We start from the raw sequence: 25,182 nt of genomic DNA, 5'->3' as shown, positions 1-25,182 counted from the left end.
ATGTCGGATCGAGGAAGACTCGCCACGTCAGAGCAAGACTTGCGTGGCCTGGGCTAGGACGCCGTGACGGTGACCCGGGGATCGGGCGCGGGGCGAAGCCCAATCGAGGCGATCCTGGCCGCTGCCGCGCACGTCGGCGGCTGACTCCCGCGTCCAGCGCGCGATCAAATGTCCGGCGATTGCTGGTCGATTTCGGCCAGGAACCGCTCGGAGCGGCGCGCGAAGAGGTGGGCCCCGCGTTCGTCCGATCGGGCGCGGGCTGCTTCGGCGGCGGCTCGCACGACGTCGACGGGTTCGCCGCGGGCGTGCAGCAGGCGCGCGCGCAGCAACAGCAGGAGCCCTTCGGCGAAACGTTGGCCGTAGGTCGTGAGGGCCTGGTCGGCTCGGTCGAGGGCGGTTGCGGCCGCGTCGGTCATGTCGGCGGCCAGCCACATCTCGGCGATCAGTCCGTAGTGGTATGCGATGCCCCATCGCGGCGGGTCGAGGAGGGTCGCGGCCAGGAGCTGTTCGGCCTCTGCCGCCTTGCCGGCCGGGTCGTCGCCGGTGATTGCACAGGCCCAGTGCCAGTCCAGCCAGATGTAGTGCTCCTGCGCGACGCCGGAGCGGTCGGCGCCGGCCGCGATCCACCGCTCGGCCGCCCGCATCACCCATGGCGCGTCACCGGCCATCGAGGCCGCCATGGTGTGGTAGTAGGCCCAGGCCGACATCGCAAACAGGTCTTCGTCGGCCAGGTACGCCTTGTCGATCGCGGACCGTGCCGTCTCGACATCGCCGTGCAGCGCGGTGATCACGGCCAGCCAACCGATCCGTTCATTCGGCACCTTCCACGGTCCGCGGTCGCCGGCACCATGGCGCGGGCTGGTGTGGCCTTGCTCGCTGAAGAAGCGGTACGCCTCGCCGATGTTGCCGATGTCCCACTGGTACAAGCCCCAGGCATGCCGACCGTACGCCTGGACGATCGGGTCGGCGGACGCCTGTCCTTGCTCGTACACTCGGCGAGCCCACCTCCCACGGTCCTTCTCGATCGAGGTGTAGGCCCCGACCATCCGAACGAACAGAAAGTGGACGGCCTGCGTCTCGCGGCCGAGCATGCGGGCCAGGTACTCGGCCCGCTCCAGCAGGTCAAACGTCGAACCGCCGTATCCCGCGTGCCTGCTGGCAACAAGGGTGAGCAGTGACAGCACCGACAGCTCCAGGTCCCGCAGGCCGGCCGTGCGCGCGATCTGGGCGGCCGATTCCAGGTGCCGAGCGGCGGCCGCGAACGCGAGCTTGGTCGCCGCACGGCGGCCAGCACGGGCCAGTGCCTGCGCGGTGCGAGCCGGGTCGGCGAGCGGGCCGGCGGCCCAGAGGTGGTAGGCGAGGCGTTCGGCGACAGACTCGTCGTCCACATGGATGCGTTCGAGGGCGTCGGCGACTAGCAGATGCAGGTGGACGGTCTGCTGCCGCGTCGTGGTCTCGGTGACCGACTCGCGGACCAGGTCGTGCGCGAACCGTAGCGAGTGCGGGCTTTCCGGCTTGGTTTCCAGCAGACCGAGCGCCTGCAGCGGTTCGAGGCGTTCGAGACAGTCCGCGACGTCGACGCCGCCTGCGGCGGCGAGCAGGGCGAGGTCCACGTCGCGGCCGATGAGCGCGGCGACATGCAGCAGGTCGCGAGCGCTGTCGTCGAGACCGGCCATCCGGTCGCGGACCACGTCTCGTACGGTGGCCGGTACCCCGGCCGGCACTGCCGCCTCGCCGTCGCGCAGCGAGCCGCCGTCGCTCAGGAGCCGGGACAGCTCCCGGACAAAGAACGGATTGCCGGCCGTACGGGTATGGACGCCGCGGGCGACATCAGCGCCCGGGTCCTGGCCGATTTCGCGACGGATGAGCTCGGTCACCTCGGTCAAGCCGAGCGGGCCGAGCCGGATCCTGCGGTGATCCGGCAGCCGACTGGCCGCGGCCAAGACCCGCGACAAGTCAGAGCCGGGTACGGGTGCGCGATCACGGAGCGCGCCGATGATCACCGTGCCGGCGGGTAGCCGGGCCGCGAGGTGGCCGAACAGCTGGAGCGAGGCGGTGTCAGCCCATTGGAGATCATCGAGGATCAGTAGCGTGGGCCGCTGCGCCGAGGCCAGCCCGACGACGGTGACGACCTGTTCGAGCAGGCGGAACTGGGCACCGCTGTCAGGAACCGTCGGCGCGGCCGCGCTGTCGTTTCGCGGTTCGAGGAGACCGCCGAGATCACTGGCGAGCCATTTCTCCCGCAACGGCGGCGGCAGGCTGTCGAGGATCGGACGAAGAGCCTGCTCCCACGGCCACATCGACGGTGTTCCATCACCTTCCAAGCAGGAACCCCAGACCACAAACTGGCCGAGCTGGCTCGCCTCAACGGCGGTCTCCTGCAGCAGGCGGGTCTTGCCCACGCCCGGTTCGCCTTCGACGATGGCGAGCGCCGAGCGGCCGGTCAGTGCCATCTCGACGGCTTGCCGCAGGACGGCGAGCTCCTCGGCCCGGCCGACCAGCCCAGCCGCCGCTCGCGCCGACGCGGCGGCACCCCCGACGTCCGCACCCGTCACGACCGACGACGTCGCAGGCTGCGCCAGTACCTGCAGATATGCGGCCTGCAGCGCCGGGCCGGGCTCGACACCGAGCTCGTCGGCAAGGCAGTCTCTGACCGTGCGGAACGCCGACAGTGCCTCCGCACGGCGTCCCGCAGCCCCGAGGATGGCAATGAGGCTGGCCTGCACCGGTTCATGGAACGGCGCCATCGATGCGGCCAGCCGCACCGCCGGCAGCACAGGCACCGGCCGGCGCAGCGACATCGCCAGTTCGGCCGCCGCAGCGCACGCGGCGTGGAACTCGTCGTCGAGGGCCGCGAAGATCGGCAACGCGGTCGGCCCATGCGTGAATCCGCTGCCCGCACGGCCCTGCCACAGGCCGAGCGCTTCGATGTAGCGATCAAGCGCCGTTTCGTGACGATGCTGTGCGAGGGCCTCTTTCGCGGTCTCGACGAGCTCCCGGAAGGCGACCAGGTCCAACATGCCCGAAGGCGCCGTGAACAGGTAGGCGTTGCCGCGGCGGTGCAGGTATGAGCCGGTTCCACGGGAAGGGACCGCGGGTTCGAGCAGCCGCCGCAACGCCCCGACGTACTTTTGGATGACGTTGAGCGCGCTGCTGGGAACATCGTCGCCCCAGATCAGATCGATCAACGCGCTCGCGCTGATCGGCCTGCCCACCTGAGCCAGCAGCAAGGCCAGCAGATACGCCTGCTGCCGGGGACCGGTATCCAGCTCGACACCGTCCCGCCACACCCGTAACGGGCCGAGGACCTGCAGGCGCAAGCCAACGCCACCGACCGGCCGCCCCTCGTCGTCAGGCCGGACCGGATGAACTGGCAAGGCCACGCCGACCCCCGAGAACATGACAGATCGTCCGCTGACCAGCCGTCGAACACGGCGTCGCAGCGCACACAAAGCCTACCGGTCCAAACCCTGCCCAGAACCGAGGCGGAGCGTGGCACGGTATCGACGTCTTCCTGCCACTCGTACGCGGCCACGCCCGAACACCCACACACAGAACGCGACCACGTTGACCCCCAACCGCTGCCCGGCCGATCCCGGAATGCGGATTCCGGCCGGGGCGGAGGTACAGAAAAACGCGTACCGGAGGGAGCACGGACATCGACGCCCAGCTCAGTGACGCCGCCGCTACCGGCGCGGATGCCCGAAACTCCAGACTGTGCCGGCCGGATCGGCAGCAGATATCACCCGATCGACAATATGCCAATCGTTGGAGCATTGAGGAGTTTCAGTGAACCGTTATGCCAGACCGGTCGCCCGCCCGGACGGGTGATCGTCAATGGACGGACACGTGGGTCGGACGTGTGGACGGAGTGGTCGCCTTGCGGATCCAGGTTCTCGGTCCGGTGCGCGCCTGGCGCGACGAGGAGCCACTCGACCTGGGCCGGGTCGGTCAGCGCGCGCTCCTCGGCCTGCTGGCGCTGGCCTGCGGCCAGCCGCTGTCGCGGGCCGAGCTCGTTGACGCGCTGTGGGGTGACACTCCCCCGCCGAGCGCGGCGAACGTGATCCAGACCTGCGTCAAGCACCTGCGCCGGCTGCTGGAGCCGGGCCGGCCGCCCCGTACCCCGAGCGCGATCCTGCCCAGCGTCGGCGACGGGTACGCGCTGCGGCTGCCAGAGGGCGCCCTGGACCTGGTGCGCTTCCGCCACCTGACCGTGACCGCGGCCGGCGCGCACCAGTCCGGTGACCCGGGCCTGGCCGCGGCGCATCTCGGCGAGGCGCTGCGGCTCTGGCACGGCAGCCCGCTGGCCGACATCCCCATGCTCGCCAGCCACCCAAAGGTGGTGGCGCTGGCGGAGGAGCGGCGCGCGGCGCTGGCCCGCTATGGCGAGCTGATGATCGCCACCAACGCCGCCCGCGACGCCCTGCCCGTGCTCGAACAGGCGGCGGCCGAGCAGCCGCTGGACGAGGCGGCACAGGCCCGCCTGATCCGCGGCTACCAGGCGGCCGGGCGGCGGGCCCAGGCGTTCCTGGCGTACGAGGAGATCCGCCGCCGGCTGGCCGAGGTGCTCGGCATCGACCCGGGTCCGGAGTTGGTCGCCGCCCACACGGCGCTGATCAAGGAGGACGAGCCACCGGTCGCGGCGGCGAAGTCCACTGCGGTGCCCGAGCATCCGGTGCCCTCGCAGCTGCCGGCCGACGTCGCGCCGTTCACCGGCCGCGAGCGCCACATGCGAAAGCTGGACGACCTGCTGGAAAACATGACCAGCGGCCGGGCCAAGGCCGTCGTCATCTCGGCCGTGTCCGGCACCGCCGGGGTCGGCAAGACCGCGCTGGCCGTGCACTTCGCCCACCAGGTGCGCCACCGGTTTCCGGATGGGCAGCTCTACGTCAACCTGCGCGGGTTCGACCCCAGCGGGTCGGTGATGAGCGCCGCCGAGGCGGTCCGGGGCTTCCTCGAAGCGTTCGGTGTGCCGGCCGATCGCATCCCGGCCAGCCCGCACGCGCAGACCGCCCTGTACCGGAGCCTGCTCGCGGACCGGCGGGTCCTGGTGCTGCTCGACAACGCCCGCGACGCCGAGCAGGTACGGCCGCTGCTGCCCGGCTCACCCGGCTGCCTGGTGCTGGTGACCAGCCGCAACCATCTCACCAGCCTGGTCGCGGCCGACGGGGCGCACCCGGTCACGCTCAACCTGCTCTCGCCGGTCGAGGCGCGGGCGCTGCTGGTCGGCCGGCTCGGCCCGGACCGGGTGGCCGCCCACCCGGGCGCGGCCGACGAGATCATCACCCTGTGCGCGGGACTGCCCCTGGCCATCGCGATCGTGGCGGCCCGCGCGGCCACCCACCCCGATTCCACGCTCGCCACGCTCGCCGAGCAGCTGCGGCTGGCCGGCGGCGGGCTGGACGCGTTGACCGGCGACGACCCCACCATCGACGTACGCACCGTTTTCTCCTGGTCGTACCACGCGCTGACGCCAACGGCCGCCCGGCTGTTCCGCCTGCTCGGGCTCCACCCCGGCCCGGAGATCACGGTACCGACCGCGGCCAGCCTCGACGGCATGTCCACGGCGCAGGTACGGCCCGTGCTGGCCGAGCTGGTCCGCGCAAACCTGATCACCGAGCACAGCCCTGGCCGGTACGTCCGGCACGACCTGCTGCGAAGCTACGCGATGGAGCTGGTGCACACCTTCGACCCGGAGCCGAGCCGGCGCGCCGCCCTGCACCGGCTGCTCAACCACTGGGTGCACACGGCGTACGCCGCCGACCGGCTGATCGACCCGCACCGGGAGCCGATCACGCTGGCGCCGCCGCAGCCCGGCGTCGCCCTGGAGGCGCTGGCCGGCCAGGAACAGGCGCTGTCCTGGTTGACCGGCGAGCACGCCGTGCTGCTCGCCGCTGTGGAGGCCGCGGCGGCCGCCGGCTTCGACGCGCACACCTGGCAGCTCGCCTGGGCCATGACGACCTTCCTCGAGCGCCGCGGGCTCTGGCACGACCTGGCCGCCGTGCAGGGCGCCGCGCTGCTTGCCGGCGAGCGGTTGGACGACCGGTGGGTGCGTGCCCACGCCCACCGGCGGCTGGGCCACTTCCAGCTCTGGTTGGGGCGCGACGACGCGGAGACCCACCTGCTGGAGGCCCTCGACCTGTACCGGGAGCTCGGCGACGAGTGTGGGCAGGGGCGGATCCATCTCAACCTGGCCCTCGTCCGCGAGCGGCGCGGGCAGCACCGGGCGGCGCTGGGCCACGCGGAGCAGGCCGCCGGGATATTCCGCGCCGCCGGTGAGCGGTCCGGGCTGGCCGGCGCCTGCAACGCGGTCGGCTGGTACCACGCCCACCTCGGCGGCTACCAGGACGCCTTCGCCTACTGCCAGGGGGCGCTGGATCTCTACCAGGCGGCCGGCGACGAGATGGGCGAGTCGCATGCCTGGGACAGCCTCGGCTACATCTACAACCTCCAGGGCCACCGCCAGCGGGCCATCCTCTGCTATCAGCGCGCGCTCGACCTGCGGCGCAAGGTCGGCTACCGGTACTTCGAGGCCAGCGCGCTCAACAACCTCGGCGACGTGCAACAGGCGGCCGGCGAGGTGGACGCCGCCCGCCTCGCCTGGCAGGAGGCCCTGGACATCCTCGACCCGTTCGGCCACCCCGACGCGAGCGGGATCCGGGCCAAGCTCCACCGTGCGGATGCGGCCATCGCCTGTTGAAGCCAGCTATATATATTGGCGGAGTTGACGATCCACAATCGATACGTGGGCCGATGTCCTGGCATAATGCCTGTCGATTGCTGTCGGGCAAAATCGGGAGGTTTTCGTGCCTGATGTAGACGCTGGCCAAAGCGATGCGGAGAGCCTGGCGCACAAGCTACACGGGCTTGAATCCCAGTTGAGCGCCAGTGAGCGCCGGCTGCTCAAGCGGATCCTGGCGGCCGCCGTGCTCTCCGGCATCGTCCTCGGCGTCGCCGACACCGCCACAGGCTCGGTCGACCAAGCCGGCTCTGGTACGGCCGCCACTCAGGCAGCCAACGACCTCGACAGCATCCAGGCCCAGTTCGCCGAGGCGTTCACCCCCGGCGACGAGCGCAGCAACGTGTATCGGAGAGACATCGGCCTGGTCGCCTGAGCGCCGTGTCCGCCACCCTGCCGATCGTCGAAGCGCCGTTCGCGCACCGGCCGGATCCCGCCGCTCGGGCTCGGCACTCGGCCTGGCCCGTCGTGCTGGTCTCGATGCCGTTCATGGGCATCTACCGCCCGTCGATCCAGCTCGGCCTGCTCAAGGCGATCGCCGAGGAGCACGGCTTCCCGGTCCGTACGCTGCACGCGAACCTCGACCTCGCGGCCCGGATCGGCGCCGAGTACTACGGCGGGTTCTCCGAGCACCGGGGCCGGATGGTCGGTGAGTGGCTGTTCTCGGTCGCGGCCTTCGGCGACGCCGCCCCCGATCCCGAGGGCAAGCTGCTCGACGAGTTCGCCGACGAGCTCGGGCACCTCGTCGACTCGCCAGACGAAGTGCGGGACCGGTTGCGACACACCCGCGACCACGACATACCGTCCTATCTGGACGCACTTGTCGACACGGTTCCGTGGGGCGAGGCACGCGTGGTGGGTTTCAGCTGCACGTTCCAGCAGAACGCGGCCTCGTTCGCGCTGGCCCGCCGGTTGAAGCGGCGCTGGCCGGAGCTGGTCACGGTGTTCGGCGGGGCCAACTTCGACGGCGAGATGGGGCTGGAGCTGGTCCGCTCGGTCGACTGTGTCGACTTCGCGGTCATCGGCGAGGGCGACGTCGCCTTTCCCCGGCTGCTGTCCGCGCTCGCCGCCGGCACCGATCCCGGCGCCGTGCCCGGTGTCGCCCGGCGGGAGGGCGGCTCGGTGGTGGCCACGCCGGCCGCGCCGCCGCTGCCCCACCTCGACGGCCTGCCCGCGCCGGACTACGCCGAGTACTTCACCCGCGCCGAGGACCTCTCGCTGCTGCCCAGACAGAGTGGCCGCAACATCTGGATCCCGTTCGAGGCGGCCCGAGGCTGCTGGTGGGGGGCCAAGCACCACTGCACCTTCTGCGGGCTCAACGGCACGACGATGGCGTTCCGGGCCAAGTCGCCGGGACGGGTGCTCGACGAGTTGGGGCGGCAGGCGGGGCGGTACGGCGGCTTTCGCTTCGAGGCGGTCGACAACATCCTCGACCCGGCCTACCTCAAGCGGCTCTTCCCTGCCCTGATCGACGCGGAGGCCGGGTACGAGTTCTTCTACGAGGTCAAGGCCAACCTCACCCGCGAGCAGGTCAAGCTCATGGCGCTGGCCGGACTGCGGCGGATCCAGCCAGGCCTGGAGTCGCTGAGCACCGACGTGCTCCGCCTCATGCGCAAGGGCGTCACCGCCGTCCAGAACGTCAACCTGCTCCGGTGGGCGCACTACTACGGCGTCGACGTGGCGTGGAACCTGCTGTGGGGCTTTCCCGGCGAGACCGCGGAGCACTACGCCGACCAGGCCGCGATGGTGCCGCACCTGCGGCACCTGCAGCCGCCGCGCAACGCCGGCCGGCTTTGGCTGGAGCGCTTCAGCCCGCTGTACACCGACAAGGCCGCCTTCCCGCTGCGCTCGCGGTCGCCGGAGCTCAGCTACCGCTACGTCTATCCGAGCGGGGTGGACCTCGAGCGGGCCGCCTACTTCTTCGAGTACGACCCGGTCGATCCGTTGCCGCAGACCGCGTACGAGGAGCTCGGCCGGGCGGTCCGGGCCTGGCAGGCCGAGTGGGACTCCGAGCGGCGGCCGGTCCTCACCTACCGGTCGGCGCCCGGCTTCCTGCAGATCTTCGACGGCCGCGACCCGGAGAACGAGGGCACGTACGCCTTCCGCGGCACCCTCGCCGAGATCTACCTGGCCTGTAGCGACCGCCCAACGACGGCGGCGGCGGTGTCCGAGAGGCTGGGCGGCCGGCTGCCGGCGGAGGCGGTCCGGGAGGTCTTCGCCGAGTTCGCGCGGCGCGGGCTGATGCTGCTCGACGGTTCGCAGGCCCTCGCGCTGGCGCTGCCCGCGATCGGCGGGCGGTGACTCAGGCCGAGCGCATCAGCCCCGCCCGGTACGCGAAGGACACGAGCTGGGCGCGGTCCTCGAGGTCGAGCTTGCCGCGCAGCCGGTAGATGTGCGTACGGACGGTCGTGACCCCGATGAACAGCTTGCCGGCGATGTCCTGCGGCCGCATGCCCTGAGCGAGCAGCAACAGCACCTCCCGCTCGCGCGGTGTCAGCGTCTCGACGATTTCGTCGAGCGGCGCCTCGGGCGGGGTGTCCCGCCGGCGGAACCAGTCGACGAGGCGCCGGGCCACCGCGGGCGCCAGCATCGCCTCGCCGCTGGCCACCGTCCGGATGGCGTACGCCAGCTCCTGCCGGCCGGTGGTGCTGGTGAGCACGCCGCTCGCGCCGGCCCGCAGCGCCTCGCTGACGGCGTCGTCGGTGTCGGCCATCGAATACACGATCATGCGGGGTACCGGGCCGCGCTCCAGCCGGGCCAGCTGGCGGATCAGCTCGGCACCGCTGAGGTCGGCCAGATCGAGACCGGTGACGATCACGTCCGGGCGGGCGGTGCGGGCCAGCGTGATCGCGTGCGGGCCACTCTCGGTGGTGTCGACCACCTCGATGTCGGGCTCGGGCTCCAACAACGCGCGTAACCCGTTGCGAACCACCTGAAGTCTGTCACAGATCAGGATGCGCAGCATCATTCGTCCACCGTGCTCCCGGGTCCCGTCGGCCGCGACGCGGGCGAAGGCGGCCACCTCCTCCCGCTTGTGTGAGCGGATCGTAACCGAGCGCACTGGACATCGATTGACGAACGACTGGACGGCGTTGAACCCCGCAGGCCACCGCAGGTCAGACCGCCTGCGGTAATCACCACGACGACGAGCGACGCCACCAAAGTAATCAGGTCACGGAGACGTCGTTCGATGTCCTGCGGAAGACATCGAACGACGCCGAAAAGTAGCGTCCCCACCACGCAGCGGCGACCGGTGCACACATCGGGGATCACCGCCCGCGCGATTACGCGATTACGCAGACGGCACAAGGGGAGCTGATGGACGGCAAGGTTTCGCTGCGCGCTTTCCTGGAAGAGGATCTGCAATTCCTGGACCGGCTGTGCACCGATCCGGAGGCGGTCGGTGAGTTCGAGTGGATCGGTTTCATCGACCCACACATCCGGCGGCGGCGGTGGGAGAAGGACGGTTACGTCGGCCCCGACCTCACGGCACTCGCCGTGGCCGCGGCCGACGGCAGCGCCGCGGGCGTGGTGAGCTACCGCTCTACCCGCCGCAGCGGCCCTATCGGCGGCTGCTTCGAGATCGGCATCGCCCTGCTCCCGGAGTACCGGGGCCACGGGCTTGGCACGGCGGCGCAGCGGCTCCTGGTCGACTACCTGTTCGACTACACCACCGCCAACCGTCTGGAGGCGCTGACCGACGAGGAGAACTTCGCCGAGCAGAGGTCACTGGAGCGGGTGGGGTTCCAGCGCGAGGGGGTGCTGCGCGGCTGTTACTTCCACCGCGGCTCCTGGCGAAACCAGGTCCTCTACTCGGTGATCCGATGTGACGTACGACCGGCGGCCTGAGCGATGAGACCCGCCGCCCCGGTCCTCGTCTGCCTCTTCGGCGATTTCCAGCTGGTCAAGAACGGCCGGCCGGTGCCGCTGCGGCGCGGCGGCAAGATCAAACAGTTGCTGGTCACGCTCGCGCTCGACGACCGCCAGCAGGCGAGCCGGGCCGGCCTGGTCGAGGCGCTCTGGCCGGGCACCGATCCGGAACGGGCCGGCCAGTCGCTGAACACGCTGGTGCACGGGCTGCGCCGGCTGCTCGGCGACGCGCTGACCGGGCCGCCGCTGCTGCGCACCGAGGAGGGGTACCGGCTCGACGTCTCGACCGGCATCGACGTCGACACGCTGCGCTTCACCGGCGGCGTCGCCCGGGGGAGCGGGCCTCGCGGGCCGGCGACACCGCCGCGGCGGTCACCGCTTACGAGCAGGCGATCGAGCTGTACCGCGGGGACCTGTGCCCAGGCGACACCGACCTGTCGGTGCTGATCGAACGGGAGCGGCTGCGCGGGGTCTACCTCAACGTCCTGGCCCGGCTGGCCGAGCACCACCTCCTGCGGGCCGAGTACCTGCGGGCGCTGTACCACGGCCAGCGGCTGCTGTCGCGCGACCCGTGCCGCGAGGACGGGCACCGCATGGTCATGGTCTGCCACGCCCGGCTCGGCCAGCGCGCCCAGGCGATGAGCCAGTACCGGCTTTGCCGCGAGATCCTGCGCCGCGAGTTCGACGCGGTGCCGGAGCCGGCGACCGAGGAACTGTTTCGCCAGCTGCGGTCGGGACACGAACTGGCGCCGCAGCGAGAAATCAGCCAAACCTCATTGGTCCCTTACCTCGGTGCCCCTCTGGAACAGATCGAGGGGTTAGCGGCGGTCGATAGAAAACACCGTGACAGCGGTCGCCACAACGGGAGTAGCCGATGACAACAGGTCAGGCCCAACGATGGTTCGCCCGCGCCGGCAACCGGCCGGAAGCCGGATGCGTCCTGTTCTGCCTGCCGTACAGCGGCGGCGGAGCGAGCATGTTCCACGACTGGCGGGCAGCCTTCCCCACCGAGATCGAGATCGCACCGGTACGGCTGCCCGGGCGCGAGGACCGCATCGCCGAACCCATCGACCTCTCCCCGCCGGCGATCGCGGCCGCCATCGCCGAACGGGTCGACCGCCCCTACGCCGTCTACGGGCACAGCCTCGGCGCCCGGCTCGGCTTCGACGTCGTCCGCGAGCTTCGCCGGCTCGGCGCCCGGCCGCCCGAGCGGCTCTACGTCGCCGCCGCCGTGCCACCTGACGAGCCGGTCCCCCTCGCCCGGGCCGTCGAGCTGCCCGACGGGGCGTTCCTCGCCGCCCTGATCGACGGCATCGGCGCCCCCACCGAGCTGCGCGACCTGCCCGAGCTGCGGGAGCTGCTGCTGCCGGTGCTGCGCGCCGACTTCCGCTGGCTGCACGAGTACCGCTTCCGGCCGGAGCCGCCGCTGACCGTGCCGGTCGTGGCCCTCGCCGGCGCCACCGACCCGCAGGCTACCCCGGACCGGATGGCCGGCTGGTCGCGCCAGGCGGCCGCCGGCTTCGCCCTGTACACCCTGCCGGGCGACCACTTCTTCACCCGCACCTGCCTGACCGAGCTGGCCGCGCTGCTCGCCGCCGACCTGAGCGCCGTCACCGACGGCGCGGCCGCACGTCCGCCGGTGTACCGGTGACCGGCGTCCCGGCCCACCTGACAGCGCTGCCCGGCACTGTCTGGCAGGTGTGGCGGCAGGGGCTGCTGCGCACCGCCGGCTTCCCGGCCGGCGGCCTGACCCAGCTCTCCGCCCCCGACCTGGCCCTGGTCGCCGACGCCCACCTGGACGGGCGGGCCGACCGCGGCGCGCTCGACCGGGCCCTCGCCGGGGCGCTCGCCCGCGGCTCGGCGACCGTACACGCCATCGCCACCGACCCCCGCTTCCGCGAGGCGGTCACCTGGCAGGCCCGCTCGGTGCTGCGCGCGCTCGACGGGGTGGCCGCGGCCGGCCCGACCCCGCGGCGCGACCGCAAACACCGCGAACGCGAACGCATCATCGCCCGTTACTGGCAGCGGTACTGCGCGAAAGCCGAGACCATCGGCTTCTTCGGCCCCGTGTGCTGGGCCGGAGTCGACGCCGACGGCCCTGCGTCGAACACCCGGCCCGGCCACGGTCTCCTCCGGCGGCGGCGGGTCTACCTGGAGCACTGGGCACTGGCCGCGTACGCCGACCACGTCATGCGGGACCGCCGGGTGCGGCGGTACCTGCCGCCGGCGCTACAGCCGCACCTGGCACTGGCGCCGGGCCGGCGGCTGCTCGACCCGATCCGGCCGCCGGCGGAGCTGTCCGCGGGCGAGGCCGACCTGCTGGCCCGCTGCGACGGCCGGCACACCGCCGAGTGGATCGCCGCCGCGATGGCCGCCGACCCGGGATCGGCCACCCGCACCGAGGAAGAGGTGTACACGCTGCTCGATCAGCTCGCCCGGCGCGGCGTCCTGCGCTGGACGCTGGACGTGCCGGTGCGCCTCGACGCCGAGGACGTGCTGCGCGACCGGCTGGCCGCGATCGGCGACCCGGCGCTGCGCGACGCCGCGCTGGCCGGGCTGGACCGGCTGTGCCGGGCCCGCGACGCCGTCGCCGCGGCGGCCGGTGACCCGGACGCGCTGCTGGCCGCACTGGCCGCCCTCGACGCCGAGTTCACCGCCGTCACCGGGCAGGAGCCGGGCCGCAGCGCCGGCCAGACGTACGCCGGCCGCGGCCTGTGCTGGGAGGACACCGTCCGCGACCTGGACGTCGAGATCGGCGGGCCGGTGCTCACCGCGATCGCCGCGCCGCTGGACGTGGTGCTGCGGGCCGCCCGGTGGGTCACCGCCGCCGTCGCCGCGTCCTATCTGGACGCGCTGACCGAGCTGTACCAGGACCTCGCGGCCGAGCAGGGCTCGCCGCAGGTGCCGCTGGGCCAGCTCTGGTACCTGGCCCAGGGGCTGTTCTACGGCACCGCCACCCGGCCGGCCGAGGCGGTCGCCGCCGACCTGACCAAGCGGTGGGCCGTCCTGTTCGGACTCGACGCGGCGTCGCCGGGCGGCGGCGGTGACCGGGTGGTGCGGGTCTCGACCTCCGGGCTCGGCCCGACCGTCGAGGAGCTGTTTCCCGCCGACCGTCCGGGCTGGTCGGCCGGCCGGATCCACAGTCCCGACCTGCAGATCTGCGCCGAGAGCGCCGAGGCCGTCGGCCGCGGCGAGTTCACCGCGGTGCTCGGCGAGATGCACGTCGCCTGGGCCACCAACGCCTGTGGCGTGTTCGTCGGCGCGCACCCCGACCCCGCCGCGCTGACCGCCGCGCTCCGCGAGGACCTTGGCCCCGACCGGATGCTGCCGCTGCTGCCGCTGGTCTGGCCGAGGTACACCACCCGGCTGGCGTTCGCCCTGGAGGACCTGCGCGATCCGCAGCTCGGCTTCGCCGCGGCGCCGGGCGCCGACCCGGACCGGCTGGTGCCGATCAGCGCCCTGCTCGTGTCGGAGCAGGATGGCCGGCTGGAGGTGACCGCGCCGGACGGCCGCGCCTGGCCGCTGCTGGAGGTCTTCGACCGGCTGCTGGCCGAGGTGGCCGTCGATGTGTTCAAGCTGGCCGGCGCCGACGCGCACACCCCGCGGCTGGTGCTGGACGACATGGTCGTCGCCCGGGAGACCTGGCGGACCACGATCGCCGACTGCCGGCTGGCGTGGGCCGTCGGCGACGCCGAGCGGTACCTCGCGGCCCGTGCCTGGGCCCGCAAGCTCGGCCTGCCGGACCAGGTGTTCGTCAAGATCGGCACCGAGACCAAGCCGATGTTCGCCGACCTGACCAGCCCGCTGTACATCGCGTCGCTGGCCAGCGCGCTGCGCTCGGCACGCCTGGAGAGCGGCGAGCAGGTGTCGGTCGTGATCACGGAGATGCTGCCCGACGCGAGCCAGGCCTGGGTGCCGGACGCGGACGGCCACCGGTACATCTCCGAGCTCCGGCTCCAGATCCGCGATCCCGAGTTGCCCGCGACCCGCGTGGAGGACCTGTGATGAGCGCCGCGACCCTGCCGGAGCTGGTGCTCGCGCAGGCCCGGTCCACTCCGGACGCCGACGCGGTCGTGCAGTGGGAGCACCGGCTGACGTACCGGGAGCTGGTCGGCGCCGCCGCACTGCTCGCCGCGCGGCTGCGGGCCGCCGGCGTGGGACCGGAGGTGCGGGTCGGCATCTGCGCCACCCGCGGCATCGGGCTGCCGGTCGCCGTGCTCGGCATCATGCTGGCCGGCGGCGCGTACGTGCCGCTCGACCCCAACCACCCGCGGCGGCGGCTCGACACGATCCTGGCCGATGCGCGGATCGGCGCCGTCGTGGTCGACGCCACCGGCCGCGACCTGCTCGCCGACGCCGGCCTGCGCCTGCTCGACATACCGCTCGGCGCCCCGGCCGGTCCGATTCCACAGTGGACCGGCCAGGTGCGGCCGGACAACAGCGCCTACGTGCTCTACACCTCCGGCTCGACCGGCGTGCCCAAGGGCGTGGTGGTCAGCCACCGCAACGTCACCGCGTTCGGCGAGGCCGCCGCGCTGCACCGGCCACTGAACGGAGGTCGCAGCGCCGGGTTCGCCTCGCTCGGCTTCGACACCTCGGTCTTCGACCTGCTCCTACCGCTGGCCCGGGGCGCCTCGGTGGCGCTGGTGCCGGACGCCGACCGGGTCGACCCGGTGCGGCTTCAGCGGTTCCTTCGCGAGCACCGGGTCACCTCGGCCATGCTGCCGCCGGCGGTGCTACCGCTGCTCGACCCGGATCAGCTACCCGACCTGGCCGACCTGTTCTCGGCCGGCGAGCCGTGCGGCCCGGAACAGGTACACCGCTGGTCCGCGCCGCCGACCAAGCGCTTCCACAACTGGTACGGGCCGACCGAGACCACCGTGATCGTGGTCGGCGGCGAACTGACCGGCGCCTGGGACCGGCCGCTGCCGATCGGCACCCCGCTGCCCGGCTGCGACGCGTACGTGCTGGACGAGCGGCTGCGCCCGTGCCCGCCCGGGGTCGCCGGCGAGCTGTGTGTCGGCGGCCCGCAGCTGGCCCGCGGCTACCACGGCCGGCCGGCGCAGACCGCCACCGCTTTCGTACCCGACCCGTTCGGCCCGGTGCCCGGCGCCCGCCTCTACCGCACCGGCGACCTGGTGCGGCTGGAGCCCGACGGCACGATCGCCTACCTCGGCCGGCTCGACCGGCAGGTGAAGATCCAGGGGCAGCGGGTCGAGATCGGCGAGGTGGAGACCGTGGTGCGCGCCCACCCCCGGGTGCACCACGCGGTCGTCGACGTCGCCGAGCGCGGCGGAGTCAAGCACCTGGTGGCGTACCTGACGCCGGCGCACGCGCCGGACGTGGCCGAGCTGCGCGAGCACTGCCTGCACCGGATGCCCGGCTACATGGCCCCGACCGAGGTGGTACGCCTCCCCCAACTGCCCCTCAACCTGTCCGGCAAGGTGGATCTCGCGGCGCTTCGCAACCGCGCCCTGCCGGATCGGGCCGACACTCCCGCGCCGGAGCCCCGCCGGCCGGGGTGTGCTGGCGGCCGTCACCGCGACCTGGGCGCGGGTGTTCGAGTCCGCACCGCCGGCACCGGACACCGAGTTCATCGGCGCCGGCGGCCACTCGCTGCTGGCCATGCGGCTGGTCGCGGCGCTGCGCCCGGGCACCGGCCGGGAGGTCTCGATCGAGGACGTCTACCGGGGCGGGACGGTGGCCGGGCTCGCCGAACGGGTCGCCGCCGCGCCGCCGCTGACCGACGACGCGGTGCCGACCGGCTCGGCGCCGGCGCTGTCGGCGGCCCAGCGCCAGATGTGGTTCGTCGAGCAGCTCACCCCCGGCACCGCCGCCCACAACATCGCCCTGGCCGAACGGCTGCACGGACCCCTGGACGTGCCGGCGCTGCGGGCGGCGCTGGAGATGCTGGCCGACCGGCAGGAGGCGCTGCGCTGGCGGGTGCCGCAGACGGGCGGGGTGCCCCGGGTCGTCGTCGACCCGCCCGGCGACCTCCCCTTCGAGTACACCGACCGCACCGGCCTCGGCGGGCCGGAAGTCGAGCAGCTGCTGGACGCGACCGCGCGTACCCCGTTCGACCTGGCTGGCGGTCCACTGTGGAGGGCGCGGCTGATCCGGCTCTCACCGCAGGAGCACATCCTCGCCGTCACCGTGCACCACATCGTCTTCGACGGCTGGTCGTGGGGCGTGCTCTACCGTGACCTGGCCCGCGGGTACCGGCGGGCCACCGGCGCGGACGGACCGGCGTGGGAGCCACCGGCCGGCTTCGCCGACTACGTGGCCTGGCTGGAGGGGCGCACGGGTGCCGCCGACCGCGACCGGGCCTGGTGGACCGAGCACCTGGCCGGCGCGCCGCTCGTGCTCGACCTGCCCCGGGACCGGTCGCGGCCGCCGGTGCAGACCTTCCGCGGCGCCGACGCACAGGCCCGGCTGCGCCCGGAGACCGTCGCGCGGATCCGGGCGCTGGCCGCCGAGGCCGGCGCGACCCCGTTCGCGGTGCTGCTCGCCGCGTTCGGCCAGCAGCTGCGCCGGCTGACCGGGCAGCGCGACCTGATCGTCGGCACGCCGCTCGCGGACCGCCGGCACGCCGCCTTCGAACCGACCATCGGCTGCTTCGTGCAAGTCATGCCGCTGCGGCTGACAGTCCGTGACGACGATGGCTTCGCCAGCCACGTACAGCGCTGCCGCGACGAGATCTCCGCCGCGCTGGCCCACCCCGACCTGGCCCTGGACCGGCTGGTGCAGGCCGGCGGCGGCGCCCGCGACCTGTCCCGCAACCCGGTCGTGCAGGTGCTGTTCAACATGTACGGATTCACCGGCCACCGGCTGGAGCTGTCCGGAGTCGACGCGCGGCCGATCACGCCGGTGCTGCCCGGCTCGCTGTTCGACCTGACCCTCTACGTCGACGAGGACGCGACCGGGTACGCCCTGCGCGCCGCCTACAACCCAGACCTGTACGACGCGGCGCGGATCGAGGCGCTGCTGGCCGGCTACGTACACCTGCTGGAGCGGCTCTGCGCCGACCCGGACCGGCCGGTCGGCGCGGCGACGTCGCGCCCGCCGGACAGCGGCCTGCCGGGCTGGGAGCCGCTGCCGGCCCCCTGGCACGGCCCCGGCCTTGTCGAGCGGATCCGGGAGCGGGCCGAGGCCCGGCCGGACACGGTCGTCGCCGAAGGTGCCGGCGGCCGGCTGACCTACCGTGAGCTGCTGGCACACGCCGCCGGCACCGCGGGGGTGGTCCGCGACGCCGGGGTCACCGCCGGGCAGACGGTGGCCGTGCTCGCCGCCCGTGACGTGCGGCTGCCGGCGGTGCTGCTCGGCGTCCTGGCCACCGGTGCCCGCTGGCTGGTGCTGGACGCGGCGCTTCCGCCGGCCGCCCGGGAACGGCAGCTGCGCGCCGCCGCCCCTCGCCTGCTGATCGACGTGGCCGACGCGCCGGCCGGGGCGGACGGCGAGCTGTACGCGGTGCCGGCTGGCGGACGCGGCTACCTTTCGCTGACCTCCGGCACCACCGGCGAGCCCACGCTCGTCGCCGCGCCGGAGCGGCCGCTGGCGCACTTCCTCGACTGGTACCCCGCGACGTCCGGCATCGGGGCCGACGACCGGTTCGCCCTGCTGGCCGGGCTCGGCCACGACCCGGCGCTGCGCGACGTGTTCACGCCGCTGGTGCTCGGCGCGCGGCTGTGCGTACCGGAGCAGGAGCTGCTGCGCGACCCGGCGCGGTTGCTGGCCTGGCTGGCCGAACAGCGGGTGACGGTGGCGCACCTGACCCCGCAGCTGGCCCGGCTCCTGGCCGACGCCGCCCCGGCCGCCGCGGCCCTGCCCCGGCTGCGGCTTGTCGTGGTCGGCGGCGACCAGCTCCGCTATGGCGACGTGGCCGCGCTGCGCCGGCTCGCCCCGGCCACCCGGGTCGCCAACATGTACGGCGCCACCGAGACCCCGCAGGGGCAGGCCTGGTACGAGGTGCCGCCCGGGCCGGGTGCCGGCGACCAGCACCCGGTGCCGGTCGGCCAGGGCATCGACGGGGCGCGGCTGCTGGTGCTCGACCGCAACGGCGCACCGGCCGCCGTGGGCGAGCTCGGCGACGTCGTGATCCGCAGCCGGTACCTGGCCGCCGAGCCGGCGGACCGGTTCGGCACCCCGCCCGACCCGGACGGCGCCGACGACCGGCTGTACCGCACCGGCGACCTGGGCCGGTTTCGGCCGGACGGCACGGTGGTGCTGGCCGGGCGCTCCGACGACCAGGTCAAGATCCGTGGCTTCCGGGTCGAGCTGGGCGAGGTCGAGTCGGTGCTGACGGCGCACCCCGGCGTCGCCCGGGCCGCGGTCATCACCGCTGGCGACGGCGCCGAGCGCACCCTGCGGGCGTTCGTGGTGCCGGCCCGCACCGGGGTCCGCACCGGCGAGCTGCTCGCCCACGTCCGCGCCCACCTCGGCGACCACGCCGCGCCCGCCGACGTCGCGCTGCTGCCGCAGCTGCCGCTGACCACCAACGGCAAGGTGGACCGGGCGGCGCTGGCGGCGGTCGCGCCGCACCGGGGTGGCCCCGGCGCCACCGAGGACCCGGCGACCGCGACCGAGCGGCTGATCGCCGGCATCTGGCGCACCGTGCTGGTGCGCCCGACGCTCGCCGCCACCGACAACTTCTTCGAGGCCGGCGGCCACTCGATGGCGGCGGTCGCCGCCGCCGCACAGCTCGGCCGCGCACTCGGCCGGGAGGTACCGGTCATCGACCTGTTTCGCTGCCCCACGGTCCGCGCGCTCGCGGCCCACCTGGACGGCGGAAGCGAAGAAGGCCAACTCGACCGGGGCGTCAAGCGCGGTATGGAGCGGCGCCGCCGCGCCCGCCGCACCGCCCGCGCAGACCTGAGGGGAGCAACATCATGACCGACGACCCGGACGTGGAGCCGATCGCGATCATCGGACTGGCCTGCCGGCTGCCCGGCGCCCGCGACGCCGGCCAGTTCTGGCAGAACCTGGTCAACGGCGTGGAGTCGATCAAGACGACCACGCTGGCCGAGCAGGCGGCGTTCGGCGTGCCGGAGAGCATGCTGTCCGACCCCGCCTTCGTACCGGCCGCGGCCTACCTCGACGACTACGAGTACTTCGACGCCGCCTACTTCGGCATGTCGCCCCGGGAGGCGGAGCTGCGCGACCCGCAGCACCGGCTGCTGCTGGAGCTGGCACACACCACACTGGAGGATGCGGGCTACGACGCCACCCGCTACCGGGGCGACATCGGCGTGTACGTGGGCTGCGGCGACGCCAGCTACGAGTGGCGCAACGTGCGCCGCAACCGCCGGATCTTCAACGGGGCCGGTGAGCTGGCCGTCGCGGTCAACACCCACCCCGCGTTCCTGAGCACGTTCCTGTCGTACCAGCTCGACCTGCGCGGCCCCAGCCTGTCGGTCGGCACCGCCTGCTCCACCGCGCTGGTCACATTGCACCTGGCCTGCGAGGCGCTGCGGGCCGGCGAGTGCGACATGGCGCTGACCGGTGCGGCCAGTGTGGACCTGCCACTGGGCTGGGGCTACGTGTACGCCGAGGGCGGTGTGCACTCCTCGGACGGCCACATCCGCACCTTCGACGCCGCGGCCGAAGGCACCATCTGGGGCAACGGCGGCGGGATGGTGCTGCTCAAGCCACTGTCGGCGGCACTGCGCGACGGCGACCACGTCCGGGCCGTCGTGCTCGGCAACGCGATCAACAACGACGGCGCCGACCGGGCCGGGTACACCTCGCCGAGCCAGCAGGGCCAGACCGCGGTCATCGCCCAGGCGCTCGGCGTGGCCGGCGTCGACCCGACGACGATCACCTACGTCGAGGCGCACGGCACCGGCACCGAACTGGGCGACCCGATCGAGCTGGCCGCGCTCGGCGCCGCGTACCGGCGTGACCCGGCCCCGGACGGCGAGGCGTGGTGCGCGATCGGGTCGGTCAAGCCCAACATCGGCCACCTCGGGCCGGCGGCCGGCATCGCCAGCGTGATCAAGGTGGTGCTCGCGATCGAGAACGGGCTGCTCCCGCCCACCCTGCACTTCGAGAAGCTCAACCCCCGCATCGACCCGGGCCCGTTCTGGGTCAACGCGGCGCTGTCGCCGTGGAAGGCGAACGGCTCGCCGCGCCGGGCCGGGGTCAGCTCGTTCGGCATGGGCGGCACCAACGGCCACATCGTCATGGCCGAGCCGCCGGCGGCGGACCCGGTGCTCCGGCCGGCCGAGCCTCCGGCGCACCCCGCGCACCTGATCGTGCTCAGCGCGCGCACCGAAACCGGGCTCGCCGAGTCGGCCCGGCGGCTGGCCGCCCACCTCACCGAGGACACCGGCCGAGGCCCCTGGGAGGCGGTGCGCGAGACCGACCTGCGCGACGTGTCGTACACCCTGCGGGTCGGCCGCCGCCAGCACACCCACCGGCTGGCCGTGGTCGCCGGCGACCCGGCCGCCGCCGCCACCGCGCTCGGCAACGCCACCCGCCGCGGCGCCGGCACCGCGCCGGCCACCCCGCCGCGGGTCGCGCTCATGTTCTCCGGGCAGGGCGCGCAGTACGCGGGCATGGGCGCCCAGCTGTACGCGACCGAGCCGGTCTTCCGCGCGGCCGTCGACGAGTGCGCCGACCTGCTGCTGCCCGAGACCGGCGTGGACCTGCGCACGGTCCTGCTCGACGGCGGTGCGGAGGCCGAACGGGAGCTGGGCCGCACCGAGCTGGCCCAGCCGGCGCTGTTCACCGTCTGCTACGCCCTGGCCCGGCTCTGGCGCTCGTGGGGCCTTGGCGCGGCCGCGATGGTCGGGCACAGCATCGGCGAGTACGTGGCGGCGACCGTCGCCGGCGTCTTCGAGCTGGCCGACGCGCTGCGCGTGGTCGCCGCCCGAGGCCGCCTGATGCAGGGCATGCCGCCGGGCAAGATGCTCGCGGTTCGGCTCGACGAGGACGAGCTGCGCCCCCGGCTGCCCGCCGACGTGTCGGTCGCGGCCGTCAACGGCCCCGGCGCCACGGTGGTCGCCGGCCCGGCGGAGGCGATCGAGAAGCTGGCGGCGGAGCTGGCGGCCGACGAGATCGGCGCCCGGGCGCTGCGCACCTCGCACGCGTTCCACTCGGTGATGATGGAGCCGGTCCTGGCCGCGTTCCGGGCGGTGGTGGCGCAGGTGCCGCTCACGCCGCCGGCGCAGCCGTTCTTGTCCAACGTCACCGGCACCTGGATCACCGCCGCCGAGGCGACCGACCCGTCGTACTGGGCCCGCCACCTGCGCGAGCCGGTGCGCTTCGCCGACTGCCTGGACACCCTGATCGAGGGCGGCGCCTGGCAGCTGGTCGAGTGCGGACCCGGCCGGCAGCTGGCCGGGCTGGCCAAGCTACACAAGGGCGGCGACTTCACCGCCCTGGCCAGCCTGCCGCACCGCGGCGAGAAGAAGTCCGAGGTGGAGACGCTGTACGGCACGGCCGGCCAGCTGTGGGTCGCGGGCGTCTCCCTCGACCTGGCGGCGGTCGGGCCGGCCGGGCGCCGCGTGCCACTGCCCACCTATCCGTGGGAGCGGTCGTACCACTGGGTCAAGCCGGACACCGACGACCACGTCGACGACGTCGCGCACGACGAGCGGCGGCGCCCGCTGGACCAGTGGTTCGCCGTGCCCGCCTGGCGCCAGCTGCCGCCCGCCGCACCGGCGCGGCCACTGGGCCGGTGCCTGCTCTTCGCCGACCTGAACCGGCCCGAGGGGCCGCTGCCAGACGGCACCGAGGTCGTCCTGGTCCGCTCCGGGGCGGCGTACTCCCGCGACGGCGACGGCGGCTACACGATCCGGCCGGCGGTCCGCGCCGACTACGACGCGCTGCTGGCGGACCTGGCCGGCGGCGGTGTGCCGAGGCGGATCGTGCACGCCTGGCCGCTGTCGGACACCCACGGCGCGCGCGGCTGGCAGGCACAGGACCGAGGCTTCTTCAGCCTGCTCAACCTGACCCAGGCGCTGGCCGGGGCCGGGCTGGACGGTGGCGTGGAGCTTGTCACGCTCACCGCCGGCACCCAGGACGTGACCGGTTCGGACCTGGTGTGCCCGCAGCACGCCACGGTCGCCGGCATCGCCGGGGTGGTGCCGCTGGAGCTGCCGTGGCTCGCCGTCCGCCACATCGACCTCGACCCGGCCGCCGCCTGGCCGCACGCCACGCCGGCCGACGCCGCCCGACTCGCCGCCGAGTTGTCCGCCGAGCCGGTCGAGGGCGTGGTGGCGATCCGGGCCGGCCGCCGCTGGCAGCGGGAGTTCCAGCCGGTACCGGCCGGGACCGTGCGGGCCGACCCGGCGACCGGCGGGCTGCGCGAGGGCGGCACGTACCTGATCACCGGTGGGCTCGGCGGCATCGGCAGCACCGTCGCCGAAGACCTCGCCACCCGGCTACGCGCGCGGCTGGTGCTGGTCTCCCGCACCGCGCTGCCGCCGCGCGAGGAATGGGACGCCGCCCTCGCCACGCCTGGCACACCGCACCGGGTCAGCCGGGCCATCGCCGCGATCCGCCGGATGGAGGCGGCCGGCGGCCAGGTACTTGTCGCGGCCGCCGACGTCAGCGACGAGGCGGACCTGCGGGCGGTACGCGAACGGGCGCTGGACCGGTTCGGCCGGCTCGACGGCATCGTGCACACCGCCGGCGTACCCGGTGGCGGCATGGCGGAGGTGAAGGACCGCGAGGTCGCCGAGGAGGTGCTCCGGCCGAAGGTCGCCGGCACGCTCGCGCTGCACGCGGTCTTCGGCGACCTGCCGCTCGACTTCGTGCTGCTGTGCTCCTCGGCGTACGCGCTGGCGGGCGGGTTCGGCCAGGTCGACTACTGCGCCGCCAACCAGTTCTTGGACGCCTACGCGGCCAGCGACCACGGCTGGCGGGCGCCGGTCGTCTCGGTCAACTGGGGCGGCTGGTCGGAAGTCGGCGTGGCGGCCGAGGTGGCGGCGCCGGCGGCGTTCCGGGCCCTGCAGCGCGGCGACCGTCGTACCCCGATCGACTCCGACCTGCTCACCGCCCGGCACGGCGGCGACGGCGACGAACCGGACTGGTGCGGCGGCACGGTCGCCACCACCCACTGGCTGCTCGACGAGCACCGGGTGGGTGGGGTGCCGGTGCTGCCCGGCACCAGCCACCTGGAGGTGGCCCGGCAGGCGTTCCAGGCCGTCTCGACGCCACCAGCGCCCGGCCAGGCCGTGGAGCTGCGCGACGTGGTGCTGCGCGAGCCGCTGACGGTGCCCCAGGGCGGCGTCGCGGAGGTACGGGTGGAGTTCGCGCCCACTGCGGACGGTCTGGCCTTCACGGTGCGAAGCCAAGTGGGCGAGGCCCGGCGCACGCACGCCGAGGGCAGCGCGCACTGGGTCGACGCGGCCGGTACCTCCCTTGTGGACCTGGCAGCGGTGAAGGCCCGCTGCTCGCTGGTGGCCGAGGCCGTCGACGAGCACCGAGCCGGCCCGCACTGGGGCAACCTGCGCACCGTCCACGGTGGACAGAACGAGGAGCTGGCCCTGCTGGAGGCGGGCACCGCCACCGCCGCCGACCTGCACCGCTGGGTGCTGCACCCGGCGCTGCTGGACGAGGCGACCGGCCTCGGCGGCGACGGGTCGTACTGGCCGGCCGGGTTCGCCCGAGTTACGGTCCGCGGCCCGCTGCCGGCCCGGTTCTGGACCCACCTGCGCCACCGCGACCCCGAGGGCGACGCCGACGTACGGGTCTCCGACCTGTCGCTGCTGGACGAGAGCGGGCTGGAGATCGTGACGATCAGCCGGTTCACCAGCCGGCGGGTCAACGCCGAGCGGTTCGCCGCCGAGCTGCGGGCCGGCACACCGGCGGCCGCGGTCGCCGCACCGGCCGCCGCCAAGCAGGAGACCCAGGCCGGCGGCGACCCGTCGGTGCGGATGCGGCCGGCCGAGGGCGCGGAGTGCTTCCGCCTGCTGGCCGGCGCCGACCTCGGCCCGCAGGTCGTGGCCTCGGTGCTGCCGATCCACCGGCTCATCACCGACACCCGCCGGCTCACCCAGGAGACGATCGAGGAGGACCTGGTCGTCGGCGCGGCCGGCGCTGCCGCCGCCGGAAACGGCGCGGGCAGCCTCGACGCCCCGCGCACCGAACTGGAGGCCGGCGTCGCCCGGATCTGGGCGGAGGTGCTCGGCCGCCCCATCGGCGTCACCGAAGACCTCTTCGACGCCGGCGGCAACTCGCTCAACGCGGTGCAGTTCATCGCCATGGCCCGCAAGGAGCTGGGCGTCCGGCTGCCGATGCGGTCGATCTTCGAAATGCCGACCGTGGCGGCGCTGGCCGGCCACGTGGAAACCCTGCGCGCCGAGCAGAAGGCCGACGCGATCCCGGTGCTGGCCCGCACGGACCGCACCACCACGACTGGAAGGACGGCCTGATGGCTGAGCAGGAGTACCTCGTGGTCCGCAACGACGAGGAGCAGTTCTCGATCTGGGCGCAGGACGCGCCGGTACCGGCCGGCTGGCAGGCCACCGGCTTCGCCGGCAGCCGCGACCGGTGCCTGGCACACATCGACGAGGTCTGGACCGACATGCGCCCGCGCAGCCTGCGAGTCGCGATGGGTGAGGCCTGAC

General features: G+C 73.7%; 12 protein-coding genes and 1 pseudogene. 11 read left to right on the top strand and 2 right to left on the bottom strand.

The features are described from left to right. Positions 1-164: 164 nt before the first annotated feature. A complete protein-coding gene (locus Pflav_RS07390; RefSeq protein WP_173034765.1) occupies positions 165-3,401 on the bottom strand; it encodes a BTAD domain-containing putative transcriptional regulator in 3,237 nt (1,078 codons plus the stop codon). 479 nt (positions 3,402-3,880) lie between these two features. Here Pflav_RS07390 and Pflav_RS07385 point away from each other — a divergent pair, with 479 nt between their 5' ends. From Pflav_RS07385 to Pflav_RS07375, 3 genes are all read left to right on the top strand, one after another. Next, complete coding sequence (locus Pflav_RS07385) at positions 3,881-6,700, top strand: AfsR/SARP family transcriptional regulator (protein ID WP_173034763.1); 2,820 nt, start codon at positions 3,881-3,883, stop codon at positions 6,698-6,700. A 178-nt stretch (positions 6,701-6,878) separates the two neighbouring features. Then, the gene (locus Pflav_RS07380; protein ID WP_173034761.1) at positions 6,879-7,115 is read left to right on the top strand and encodes a hypothetical protein; all 237 of its coding nucleotides are present in this window, start codon (positions 6,879-6,881) and stop codon (positions 7,113-7,115) included. A 5-nt stretch (positions 7,116-7,120) separates the two neighbouring features. Next, positions 7,121-9,040, top strand: a complete 1,920-nt coding sequence (locus Pflav_RS07375; RefSeq protein WP_232071048.1) for a RiPP maturation radical SAM C-methyltransferase — start codon at positions 7,121-7,123, stop codon at positions 9,038-9,040. Between the two features lies 1 nt (position 9,041). Here Pflav_RS07375 and Pflav_RS07370 read toward each other — a convergent pair whose 3' ends face one another. Continuing rightward, complete coding sequence (locus tag Pflav_RS07370) at positions 9,042-9,800, bottom strand: response regulator (protein WP_232071047.1); 759 nt, start codon at positions 9,798-9,800, stop codon at positions 9,042-9,044. 257 nt (positions 9,801-10,057) lie between these two features. On the opposite strand from Pflav_RS07370, the gene Pflav_RS07365 reads away from it, so the two are divergent. The 8 genes and pseudogenes from Pflav_RS07365 to Pflav_RS07330 all read left to right on the top strand — a co-directional run bounded on the left by Pflav_RS07365 (position 10,058) and on the right by Pflav_RS07330 (position 25,181). After that, entirely contained in the window at positions 10,058-10,588 is a 531-nt protein-coding gene (locus tag Pflav_RS07365) for a GNAT family N-acetyltransferase (RefSeq protein WP_173034759.1), read from the top strand. After that, positions 10,585-11,487 (top strand): bacterial transcriptional activator domain-containing protein, encoded by a 903-nt coding sequence (locus tag Pflav_RS45045; RefSeq protein ID WP_332107862.1) that lies wholly within the window; start codon positions 10,585-10,587, stop codon positions 11,485-11,487. Before Pflav_RS07365 ends, Pflav_RS45045 begins: the two co-directional genes overlap by 4 nt. Beyond that, complete coding sequence (locus Pflav_RS07350; protein WP_173034753.1) at positions 11,484-12,260, top strand: thioesterase II family protein; 777 nt, start codon at positions 11,484-11,486, stop codon at positions 12,258-12,260. Before Pflav_RS45045 ends, Pflav_RS07350 begins: the two co-directional genes overlap by 4 nt. After that, the gene (locus tag Pflav_RS07345) at positions 12,257-14,614 is read left to right on the top strand and encodes a lantibiotic dehydratase (RefSeq protein ID WP_197938164.1); all 2,358 of its coding nucleotides are present in this window, start codon (positions 12,257-12,259) and stop codon (positions 14,612-14,614) included. The genes Pflav_RS07350 and Pflav_RS07345 overlap by 4 nt, the downstream gene beginning before the upstream one ends. After that, positions 14,614-15,993, top strand: a pseudogene (locus Pflav_RS45040) (amino acid adenylation domain-containing protein); the annotation flags it as partial. The gene Pflav_RS07345 and the pseudogene Pflav_RS45040, both read left to right, overlap by 1 nt. 139 nt (positions 15,994-16,132) lie before the next feature. Continuing rightward, positions 16,133-19,498: a non-ribosomal peptide synthetase gene (locus Pflav_RS07340; protein WP_332107737.1), complete on the top strand. Its 3,366-nt coding sequence runs from the start codon at positions 16,133-16,135 to the stop codon at positions 19,496-19,498. Beyond that, on the top strand, positions 19,495-24,987 hold the full coding sequence (locus Pflav_RS07335; RefSeq protein WP_173034749.1) for a type I polyketide synthase: 5,493 nt from the start codon (positions 19,495-19,497) through the stop codon (positions 24,985-24,987). The genes Pflav_RS07340 and Pflav_RS07335 overlap by 4 nt, the downstream gene beginning before the upstream one ends. Further along, the gene (locus tag Pflav_RS07330; RefSeq protein ID WP_173034747.1) at positions 24,987-25,181 is read left to right on the top strand and encodes an MbtH family protein; all 195 of its coding nucleotides are present in this window, start codon (positions 24,987-24,989) and stop codon (positions 25,179-25,181) included. Before Pflav_RS07335 ends, Pflav_RS07330 begins: the two co-directional genes overlap by 1 nt. Position 25,182: the final 1 nt, after the last annotated feature.

Source organism: Phytohabitans flavus (assembly GCF_011764545.1).
GTDB classification, from domain to species: domain Bacteria; phylum Actinomycetota; class Actinomycetes; order Mycobacteriales; family Micromonosporaceae; genus Phytohabitans; species Phytohabitans flavus.
Note: the sequence above shows the minus strand (reverse complement) of the source record. Positions and strands in the feature narration are given on the sequence as shown.